Origin of the sequence: Streptomyces sp. NPDC058964, assembly GCF_042741275.1 — a bacterium.
GTDB lineage: Bacteria > Actinomycetota > Actinomycetes > Streptomycetales > Streptomycetaceae > Streptomyces.
Window position 1 is genome coordinate 1 of record NZ_JBHYKH010000361.1, and the last position, 9276, is coordinate 9276.

10 protein-coding genes and 1 pseudogene are annotated in these 9276 nt (G+C 70.3%); 4 read left to right on the top strand and 7 right to left on the bottom strand.

Annotation, left to right across the window (positions count from 1 at the left end; genetic code table 11):
• The 6 genes and pseudogenes from ACFW2E_RS32950 to ACFW2E_RS32975 form a co-directional block, all read right to left on the bottom strand.
• Window positions 1–233: pseudogene (locus tag ACFW2E_RS32950) on the bottom strand (cupin domain-containing protein); the annotation flags it as partial.
• Between the two features lie 5 nt (window positions 234–238).
• Window positions 239–538 carry an alpha/beta fold hydrolase gene (locus tag ACFW2E_RS32955; RefSeq protein WP_384471368.1) on the bottom strand — a complete coding sequence of 100 codons (300 nt, stop codon included), beginning with the start codon at window positions 536–538 and terminating at the stop codon, window positions 239–241.
• Window positions 539–636: 98 nt separating this feature from the next.
• Complete coding sequence (locus ACFW2E_RS32960; protein WP_384471371.1) at window positions 637–1761, bottom strand: GuaB3 family IMP dehydrogenase-related protein; 1125 nt, start codon at window positions 1759–1761, stop codon at window positions 637–639.
• 133 nt (window positions 1762–1894) lie between these two features.
• Window positions 1895–3400, bottom strand: coding sequence for an IMP dehydrogenase (guaB, locus tag ACFW2E_RS32965; protein ID WP_384471374.1), 1506 nt, complete (start codon window positions 3398–3400; stop codon window positions 1895–1897).
• A gap of 154 nt (window positions 3401–3554) precedes the next feature.
• Window positions 3555–4142, bottom strand: a complete 588-nt coding sequence (locus ACFW2E_RS32970; protein WP_030641278.1) for a sigma-70 family RNA polymerase sigma factor — start codon at window positions 4140–4142, stop codon at window positions 3555–3557.
• A 266-nt stretch (window positions 4143–4408) separates the two neighbouring features.
• Window positions 4409–5020 (bottom strand): response regulator transcription factor, encoded by a 612-nt coding sequence (locus ACFW2E_RS32975; protein ID WP_003948568.1) that lies wholly within the window; start codon window positions 5018–5020, stop codon window positions 4409–4411.
• 381 nt (window positions 5021–5401) lie between these two features.
• Between ACFW2E_RS32975 and ACFW2E_RS32980 the strand changes: the two genes are divergently transcribed.
• Window positions 5402–5731: a WhiB family transcriptional regulator gene (locus ACFW2E_RS32980; RefSeq protein ID WP_384471377.1), complete on the top strand. Its 330-nt coding sequence runs from the start codon at window positions 5402–5404 to the stop codon at window positions 5729–5731.
• 65 nt (window positions 5732–5796) lie between these two features.
• Here ACFW2E_RS32980 and ACFW2E_RS32985 read toward each other — a convergent pair whose 3' ends face one another.
• Window positions 5797–6696 (bottom strand): LysR family transcriptional regulator, encoded by a 900-nt coding sequence (locus ACFW2E_RS32985; protein WP_384471380.1) that lies wholly within the window; start codon window positions 6694–6696, stop codon window positions 5797–5799.
• An 80-nt stretch (window positions 6697–6776) separates the two neighbouring features.
• Here ACFW2E_RS32985 and ACFW2E_RS32990 point away from each other — a divergent pair, with 80 nt between their 5' ends.
• From ACFW2E_RS32990 to ACFW2E_RS33000, 3 genes are all read left to right on the top strand, one after another.
• Entirely contained in the window at window positions 6777–7583 is an 807-nt protein-coding gene (locus ACFW2E_RS32990) for an MOSC domain-containing protein (protein ID WP_384471383.1), read from the top strand.
• Window positions 7584–7596: 13 nt separating this feature from the next.
• Window positions 7597–8370, top strand: coding sequence for an SDR family NAD(P)-dependent oxidoreductase (locus ACFW2E_RS32995; RefSeq protein ID WP_384471386.1), 774 nt, complete (start codon window positions 7597–7599; stop codon window positions 8368–8370).
• 97 nt (window positions 8371–8467) lie between these two features.
• Window positions 8468–9175 (top strand): ester cyclase, encoded by a 708-nt coding sequence (locus ACFW2E_RS33000; protein ID WP_384471389.1) that lies wholly within the window; start codon window positions 8468–8470, stop codon window positions 9173–9175.
• Window positions 9176–9276 lie beyond the last annotated feature (101 nt).

Sequence of the window (9276 nt, forward strand, 5' to 3'; positions counted from 1 at the left end):
ATGTTGGAGAAGGTGAAGCCGCCGGAGGGGAGGATGCGGCCGTCGTTCTCGTGGTTGCCGGTGGCGCCGGAACCGACGTAGCGGATCTGCGCCCGCTTGTACTGCGGGCCCGCCTTCTCCTGGAAGGAGAGGGTGCCCCAGTCCGGCTCCCGGGAGTCCTTGGAGGCGATCAGGGAGTCGGTGTACTTGGCGAGGTCCCCGCCGTTGTCGTAGTCGGTGGTGGTCAGCGGCATGGTGGTCAGCCCTTCGTGGTGGTGCGGGTGTCGGTGACGATGTGCAGGTGGGAGAGCAGCCAGGCGTTGAAGTGCTCGGGCTGCTCCTGGTTGGCCAGGTGACCGGCGTCCTTGACGATCACGTAGGCGGTCTTGTGGAGTCCGCCGGCCAGGGCCTGTGAGGCGTCGGGGCCGGTGATCCGGTCCTTGTCACCGCACAGGACGAGGGCGGGCGCGGTCACCCGGCCGAGTTCGCCGCGCAGGTCGGTGCGCGCCATCGACTCGGCCGCCGACCGGTAGCCGGGGGGCCGGACCGAGTCGGCCATGGTGTCGACGACCCCCCCCCCCCCCCCCGGCGGCGCCCGCGATTGGGGAGGGGGCGGGACGCAACACCGGGCCCCCGGCCCCTTGCACGTCGTACGGACTACCGCTTGTGCTGCGAGTCCGCCACCGTGACCTCGACTCGCTGGAACTCCTTGAGCTCGCTGTAGCCGGTGGTGGCCATGGCGCGGCGCAGGGCGCCGAAGAAGTTCATCGAGCCGTCGGGGGTGTGCGACGGGCCGGTGAGGATCTCCTCGATGGTGCCGACCGTGCCGAGGCCGACCTTCTTGCCGCGCGGCAGCTCCTCGTTGACCGCCTCCATGCCCCAGTGGTGGCCCTTGCCGGGCGCGTCCGTGGCACGGGCGAGCGGGGAGCCCATCATCACCGAGTCGGCGCCGCAGGCGATCGCCTTGGGCAGGTCGCCGGACCAGCCGACACCGCCGTCCGCGATCACGTGCACATAGCGGCCGCCGGACTCGTCCATGTAGTCGCGGCGCGCGGCGGCGACGTCGGCCACCGCCGTTGCCATCGGGACCTGGATGCCCAGCACGTTGCGCGTGGTGTGCGCCGCGCCGCCGCCGAAGCCCACGAGGACGCCGGCCGCGCCGGTGCGCATCAGGTGCAGGGCCGCGGTGTAGGTCGCGCAGCCGCCGACGATCACCGGGACGTCGAGCTCGTAGATGAACTGCTTCAGGTTCAGCGGCTCGTGCGAGGACGAGACGTGCTCCGCGGAGACCGTCGTACCGCGGATGACGAAGATGTCCACGCCCGCGTCCACGACCGCCTTGGAGAACTGCGCCGTGCGCTGCGGAGAGAGCGCGGCCGCGGTGACGACGCCGGAATCGCGCACCTCCTTGATGCGCGCGCCGATCAGCTCCTCCTTGATGGGAGCCGCGTAGATCTCCTGGAGACGGCGGGTCGCGGCCTCCGCCGGCAGTTCGGCGATCTCGTCGAGCAGCGGCTGCGGGTTCTCGTACCGCGTCCACAGGCCCTCGAGGTTCAGCACGCCCAGGCCGCCGAGCTCGCCGATACGGATCGCGGTGGCCGGGGAGACGACCGAGTCCATGGGGGCGGCCAGGAAGGGCAGCTCGAAGCGGTAGGCGTCGATCTGCCAGGCGATCGAGACCTCCTTCGGGTCCCGCGTACGGCGGCTGGGGACGACGGCGATGTCGTCGAAGGCGTACGCCCGGCGGCCGCGCTTGCCGCGCCCGATCTCGATCTCAGTCACGTCTGTGGCCTTTCCCTGATGCGTTGCAGCGCCTTCCAGTATCCCCGACAGGTACGACACCGGCTCCGCGCAGGTACGCCGTAGGTACGCCGAGGGCGGTCCCGGACGCTCCGGGACCGCCCTCGCGCGTGGGTCACTTCCGCGTGTAGTTCGGCGCCTCGACCGTCATCTGGATGTCGTGCGGGTGGCTCTCCTTCAGGCCCGCGGACGTGATCCGGACGAACCGCCCGTTGGCCTGCAGCTCCGGCACGGTCCTGCCACCGACGTAGAACATCGACTGGCGCAGGCCGCCCACCAGCTGGTGGACCACGGAGGACAGCGGGCCGCGGTAGGGCACCTGGCCCTCGATGCCCTCGGGGATCAGCTGCTCGTCGGAGGCGACGCCCTCCTGGAAGTAGCGGTCCTTGGAGAAGGACTTGCGGTCGCCACGGGACTGCATGGCGCCCAGCGAGCCCATCCCGCGGTACGACTTGAACTGCTTGCCGTTGATGAACAGCAGCTCGCCCGGTGACTCCTCACAGCCCGCGAGCAGCGAGCCCAGCATCACCGTGTCGGCGCCCGCGACCAGGGCCTTGGCGATGTCGCCGGAGTACTGCAGACCGCCGTCGCCGATGACCGGGACACCGGCCTCCTTGGCGGCGAGCGCGGCCTCGTAGATGGCGGTGACCTGCGGGACGCCGATGCCGGCGACGACACGGGTCGTGCAGATGGAGCCGGGGCCGACGCCGACCTTGATGCCGTCGGCGCCCGCGTCCACCAGGGACTTGGCACCCTCGCGGGTGGCGACGTTGCCGCCGATGACGTCGATGCCGGAGGAGTTGGACTTGATCTTGGCGATCATGTCGCCGACCAGGCGGGAATGGCCGTGCGCGGTGTCGACGACGATGAAGTCGACGCCGACCTCGATCAGGGCCTGGGCCCGCTCGAAGGAGTCACCGGCGACGCCGACCGCGGCGCCGACCAGCAGGCGGCCCTCGGCGTCCTTGGCGGCGTTCGGGTACTTCTCGGCCTTGACGAAGTCCTTGACCGTGATCAGGCCCTTGAGGACGCCGTCCTCGTCGACCAGCGGCAGCTTCTCGATCTTGTGCTTGCGCAGCAGCTCGATGGCCTCGGCGCCGGAGATGCCGACCTTGCCGGTGACCAGCGGCATCGGCGTCATGACGTCGCGGACCTGACGGCTGCGGTCGGACTCGAAGGCCATGTCACGGTTGGTGACGATGCCGAGGAGCTTCTTGTTGCCGTCGGTCACCGGGACGCCGCTGATGCGGAACTTGGCGCACAGGGCGTCGGCCTCGGCGAGCGTGGCGTCCGGGTGCACCGTGATCGGGTCGGCCACCATGCCGGACTCGGAGCGCTTCACCAGGTCGACCTGGTTGGCCTGGTCCTCGATGGACAGGTTGCGGTGCAGTACGCCGACGCCGCCCTGGCGGGCCATCGCGATCGCCATGCGCGACTCGGTGACCTTGTCCATGGCGGCGGACAGCAGCGGGATGTTGACCCGCACGTTCTTGGAGACGTACGAGGCGGTGTCGATCTCGTCGGGTGCCATGTCCGACGGGCCCGGCAGCAGCAGCACGTCGTCGTAGGTCAGCCCGAGTGTCGCGAATTTTCCGGGCACTCCGTCGACGTTGGCAGTCATGACACCTTCCCCAAATGGCCTTGCTCGGTGCGGATGTCCATGCTAACGGGAAGCGCGGCTCGCTCATTCCACGGTTTTGAGTGACTTCGGGCTTCGTATGTTCGTACGGGACACATGGCCCGCCCGTTCAGGGAAGGGCCTTACTGCGCCGGGTTCACTGCTCGGCCAGCGCCCGCAGTCTGCTCAGCGCCCTGTGCTGGGCCACCCGCACGGCTCCGGGTGACATTCCCAACATCTGACCCGTCTCCTCCGCGGTCAACCCCACCGCGATCCGCAGCAGCAGCAGCTCGCGCTGGTTCTCCGGCAGATTGGCCAGCAGTTTCTTGGCCCACTCGGCATCACTGCTGAGCAGCGCGCGCTCCTCGGGGCCCAGCGAGTCGTCCGGGCGCTCCGGCATCTCGTCCGAGGGGACGGCCGTCGAGCCCGGGTGGCGCATCGCGGCACGCTGGAGGTCGGCGACCTTGTGCGAGGCGATGGCGAAGACGAAGGCCTCGAAGGGGCGGCCCGTGTCCCGGTAGCGGGGCAGCGCGAGCAGGACCGCCACACAGACCTCCTGGGCGAGGTCCTCCACGAAGTGGCGCGCGTCGCCCGGCAGCCGGGACAGCCGGGTACGGCAGTAGCGCAGCGCGAGCGGGTGGACATGGGCGAGCAGGTCGTGCGTGGCCTGCTCGTCCCCGTCGACGGCGCGATGCACCAGGGCACCGATCGCCCCGTGGGCCGTGCCCGCCTCGTCGTCGCGCATCGGTCCATGGTGCCTTGCGGCCGTCCGGTCCGTCGCATCGCGCCCGTGGTTGTGCACCGAAGCGTTATGAGCAGGTGCGCCGGAACTCATCCCCTGCGCCCTCCCATTCCGCTCGACCGACTCGTCCCCGAGAGACTCCACACCTCAAGGATGCGGCATCCGCGGCGAAACGAGCAGCGGCCGTCCGGTGGGACCGCTCGGCCCCGCCCACCCTGTGGCAGGCGGGGAGCACCGGACTGCCCGCACCCCCGCTACGGTTCACCGTCCTACCGGACCAGTCCCCACCGGAAACCGAGCGCCACCGCGTGCGCACGGTCCGAGGCGCCGAGCTTCTTGAACAGGCGTCGGGCGTGGGTCTTGACCGTGTCCTCGGAGAGGAACAGCTCGCGGCCGATCTCGGCGTTGGAGCGGCCGTGACTCATGCCCTCCAGGACCTGGATCTCTCGCGCGGTGAGGGTGGGCGCGGCGCCCATCTCGGCCGAGCGGAGACGACGCGGGGCAAGGCGCCAGGTCGGGTCGGCCAGGGCCTGCGTCACCGTGGCGCGCAGTTCGGCGCGCGAGGCGTCCTTGTGCAGGTAGCCGCGGGCGCCGGCGGCGACCGCGAGGGCCACGCCGTCGAGGTCCTCGGCGACTGTGAGCATGATGATGCGTGCGCCGGGATCCGCGGACAGCAGCCGGCGTACGGTCTCGACGCCGCCCAGTCCGGGCATGCGCACGTCCATCAGAATCAGGTCCGAGCGGTCGGCACCCCAGCGGCGGAGGACTTCCTCGCCGTTGGCGGCCGTCGTCACACGCTCGACGCCGGGCACGGTCGCGACCGCGCGGCGGAGCGCCTCTCGGGCAAGCGGGGAGTCGTCGCAGACGAGGACGGATGTCATGGCCGCCCTCCGCAGCTGATGCGCGTCACCTTGAGCCTCCAGGCTGGTACGGAATCGTCACCTGTGCGGTCGACCGTCTCGGACGCCTGCCCGAGCGCTTGTGTTTTCAACCGCCTCCGCACTCTCAACGACGGTCACTCGAAAGAGTTACGGGGCTGCCAGTCGTCTTCGGCACTCTACGTGAGGGGACGGACACGGTGGAGACATGGCCGTCAGACTCTCAACTTTTCATCACAACCCATGCCCTATTTAGCCCATTTTTTTCCCGTTTTACGGTGTCTGGGGCTAGATTCGCAATGAGTCATATTTTCATCTTCTTAGACCGGAGATGTACGGTCGTTGGCACCGTATCCGCCCAGAACGGCTGCAAGGGATCACGTAATGGCAGATTTCTCCCGCCTTCCCGGACCGAACGCGGACCTGTGGGACTGGCAGCTGCTCGCCGCCTGCCGCGGGGTCGACAGCTCGCTCTTCTTTCACCCTGAGGGCGAGCGCGGGGCGGCTCGGAGCGCTCGCGAGAACTCGGCCAAGGAGGTCTGCATGAGGTGCCCGGTCCGTGCGGAGTGCGCGGCGCACGCACTCGCGGTGCGCGAGCCGTACGGAGTGTGGGGCGGGCTGACCGAGGACGAGCGCGAAGAGCTCATGGGGCGGGCACGGAACCGGCTCGTGTCGGCTTCCACGTCCAGTGGGGACACCGCCTCGAACACCTGAAGGAACGTTTCTTCACATCCCGGTGCATTCATCGCGCCCGGGGCGGCGTCCACGCGCCGTGCGCTTCACTGCCTGCGGGCCGCCCGCGCCAACTGCTCCAGCGTCGCCGCCACCGCCGGCACCTGGGCCAGATCGGGCAGCGTGAGGGCGACGATCTCCCGCCGGACCGCCGGCTCCAGCGCCACCGTGCGCGCACCTCTCGGCCGTACCGACTCGATCGCGAGCTGGGGCAGGACGGCGACGCCGAGCCCCGCGCCCACCAGGCCAACCACCGCCGGATAGTCGTCCGTGGCGAAGTCGATACGGGGCGTGAAGCCCGCGCCCTCGCACACCTCCACCAGCTGACCGCGGCAGCGCGGACAGCCCGCGATCCAGGGCTCCGCCGCCAGCTCCCCGATGGCGACGGACTCCGCGCGCGCGAGCCGGTGCCGTTCGGGCACCAGGCCGACGAGGCGGTCCGTCAGCAGCGGCCGTACGACCAGGTCGTCCCACTCCTCGGCGCCCGCCGCGCCCTCGTACCGGAAGGCGAGCGCCACGTCGCAGTCTCCCTCGCGGAGCAGTTCCACGGACTTCGGGGGCTCGGCCTCCTCCAGGGAGACGCGGGTACCGGGGTGAGCGGCGCGCAGGGCGGCGAGTGCGGTGGGCACGAGGGTGGAGCTGCCACTGGGGAAGGAGACCAGCCGGACCCGGCCCGCGCGCAGCCCGGCGATCGCGGCGACCTCCTCCTCGGCGGCCGTCAGCCCCGCCAGGATCCCGGAGGCGTGCCGGACGAGCGCCTCGCCGGCCTGCGTCAGGCGCATCTCACGTCCGCTGCGGACCAGCAGCGGGGTGCCGACCGAGGCCTCCAGGGCCTTCATCTGCTGGCTGACGGCGGGCTGGGTGCAGCCCAGTTCCCGCCCTGCCGCCGAGAACGAGCCGGTGGCGGCGACGGCGCGCAGGACGCGGAGATGACGGGCCTCGATCACCCCCCGATCATAAGCCGGGCTTGGATGTGCCGCCCGATAATGCGTCGCCGCTTTGAGGTCGGGCCGCGTACCGTGCGGCCATGAAACTTCTCTCGGTGAACGTGGGCCGTGCCACGGCCGTGCCGTACACGGACCAGACGGAGGGCCTGACCGGAATCGACAAGCGGCCCGTCGCCGGACCGGTCCGGGTGACCGCCCCCGGCCCCAAGGGGACCGGCGGGAGCGGGCTGGCCGGGGACGCGGTGTGCGACCTGCGCCATCACGGCGGAGACGACCAGGCGGTGTACGCGATCGCACGCGAGGACCTCGACGACTGGGAGCGGGAGCTGGGGCGGGCCCTCCCCAACGGCGCCTTCGGCGAGAACCTGACGACCGAGGGCCTGGACATATCCGGCGCCCTGATCGGCGAGCGCTGGCGCGTCGGCTCCGAGCTCGTGCTGGAGGTGACCTGCGGGCGTATCCCGTGCCGTACCTTCCAGGCCCATCTGGGCGAACGGGGATGGGTGAAGAGGTTCACGCGGAAGGGTGCGCCGGGTGCCTACCTCCGGGTGATCGAGCCGGGCGAGATCCGGCCGGGCGACCGGGTGGAGATCGTGCACCGGCCGGAGCACGACGTGACGGTGGCGCTTCAGTTCCGCGCGGAGACGACCGAGCGGGAGCTGCTGCCGCGGGTGCTCGCCGCGGGCACGGCCCTGCATCCGGAGGCGCTGGAGGGGGCGCGGAAGTACGTGGCGAAGCATCCCGGGAAGTACGGGGACGAGCCCGCGGGCGGGCGCGGGGACGAGCTCGGGGACGAGGGAGAGGGGGCGCGGACGCAGGGCGCAAACCCGGGTGCCGGCAGTGCGTCTGAGGCCCCGTCACCGAGCGGACGCCGTCGGTCCGGGTAACTAGTCTTGGTTCATGACAACGGCTCTGATTACGGGATCGACCGCGGGGATCGGCGCCGCGTTCGCGCGGCGGCTGGCGGCTGACGGGCACAACCTCGTCCTGGTGGCACGGGACACCAAACGGCTGCACGAACAGGCCACCGAGCTGCACGACCGGCACGGCATCGAGGCCGAGGTGCTGACGGCCGACCTGGCCGAGGACGCCGGCATCGATTCGGTCGCCGCCCGCCTGGCGGACCGCAGGAACCCCGTCGACCTGCTGGTCAACAACGCGGGCTTCGGCAACAAGGGCCGCTATCTCGACGTGCCGATGGCCGACGAGCTGAGGATGCTCAAGGTGCACTGCGAGGCGGTGCTGCGTCTGACGTCTGCGGCGTCGGAGGCGATGCGGGAGCGCGGTCGCGGTGGGGTCGTGAACGTGGCCTCGGTGGCCGCGTTCGTCCCGCGGGGTACGTACGGGGCGTCCAAGGCGTGGGTCGTGCAGTTCACGCAGGGCGCGGCGAAGGATCTGGCGGGCAGCGGCGTACGGCTGATGGCGCTGTGCCCCGGCTTCGTGCGCACGGAATTCCACGAGCGCGCCGGGATGGGCACGGACAACATCCCGGGCTGGATGTGGCTGGACGCGGACAAGCTGGTCGCGGCGGCGCTGGCGGACCTGGCGCGCGGGAAGTCGCTGTCCATCCCGGATCCGCGCTACAAGGCGCTGATGGGGCTGGTCAAGGTGACACCGCGGACGCTGCTCGGCGGGATCACCTCGAAGACGGGACGCAAGTACGGTCCCCGGTGAGCCCGGACGGGGACCGCGCACGACGGGGGTGAAGTCGCCGCTCCGGTGGGAAAATGGGCGTGACAGAGCCGGACCCGGGGGGACCGGAGGCGGCAGTATGACATTCGTACAGCTCATCGACTGCAAGACCAGCCAGTTCGACCGGATGAACCGGCTGATGGACACCTGGGTCGAGCAGACCAAGGGGAAGCGGACCGCAACGCACAGCATCATCGCCAAGGACCGGTCCGACGCGTCGCACTTCATAGAGATCGTGGAGTTCCCGTCGTACGAGGAGGCGATGCGGAACTCGAACCTGCCGGAGACCGACAAGATCTTCCAGGAGATGGTCGCGCTCTGCGACGAGATGCCGACGTTCACGGATCTGGACGTCGTGCGCGACGAGCAGCTGTACGCGGCGACCGCGCGGCGGTTCTTCGAGACGGTGGCCCTCGCCGGCGAACTGCGCCCGCTCGACGACCTGATGGCCGAGGGCTATCACGACCACGATCCCGCCAACGAGCAGGACACCATCGGCATGGACGCGATGCGGCGGGAGATCGGGATGTGGCGGGGCGCCTTCGACTTCGGCTTCGTCGTCGAGGACCAGATCTGCCAGGGCGACCGGGTGTGCACCCGGTGGACCTGGACCGGTGTCCACAAGGGCGACTTCATGGGGATCCCGGACACCGGGCGGCAGGTCACCATGACCGGGACGACCGTCTTCCGGTTCGGTGAGGACGGGAAGCTCGCCGAGGGCTGGTGGCAGTACGACCGGCTCGGGCTGATGGCGCAGCTGGGGGCGCTGGACGCGCTGGAGAACTGACAGAACGACTTCCATCCCGCCCGCGAGGGGAGAATCCCCCCCTTGCGGTTACGGACCGGGGGGGAGGTAGGATGAGGGGGGCACCCGCACAAAGAGGAGTT

Excerpts from the sequence above, each read along its gene's own strand:
- ACFW2E_RS32955 (WP_384471368.1), bottom strand. The coding sequence starts at position 538 with ATGGCCGACTCGGTCCGGCCCCCCGGCTACCGGTCGGCGGCCGAGTCG.
- guaB (WP_384471374.1), bottom strand. The coding sequence starts at position 3,400 with ATGACTGCCAACGTCGACGGAGTGCCCGGAAAATTCGCGACACTCGGG.
- ACFW2E_RS32970 (WP_030641278.1), bottom strand. The coding sequence starts at position 4,142 with ATGCGCGACGACGAGGCGGGCACGGCCCACGGGGCGATCGGTGCCCTG.
- ACFW2E_RS32975 (WP_003948568.1), bottom strand. The coding sequence starts at position 5,020 with ATGACATCCGTCCTCGTCTGCGACGACTCCCCGCTTGCCCGAGAGGCG.
- ACFW2E_RS32980 (WP_384471377.1), top strand. The coding sequence starts at position 5,402 with ATGGCAGATTTCTCCCGCCTTCCCGGACCGAACGCGGACCTGTGGGAC.
- ACFW2E_RS32990 (WP_384471383.1), top strand. The coding sequence starts at position 6,777 with ATGAAACTTCTCTCGGTGAACGTGGGCCGTGCCACGGCCGTGCCGTAC.
- ACFW2E_RS32995 (WP_384471386.1), top strand. The coding sequence starts at position 7,597 with ATGACAACGGCTCTGATTACGGGATCGACCGCGGGGATCGGCGCCGCG.
- ACFW2E_RS33000 (WP_384471389.1), top strand. The coding sequence starts at position 8,468 with ATGACATTCGTACAGCTCATCGACTGCAAGACCAGCCAGTTCGACCGG.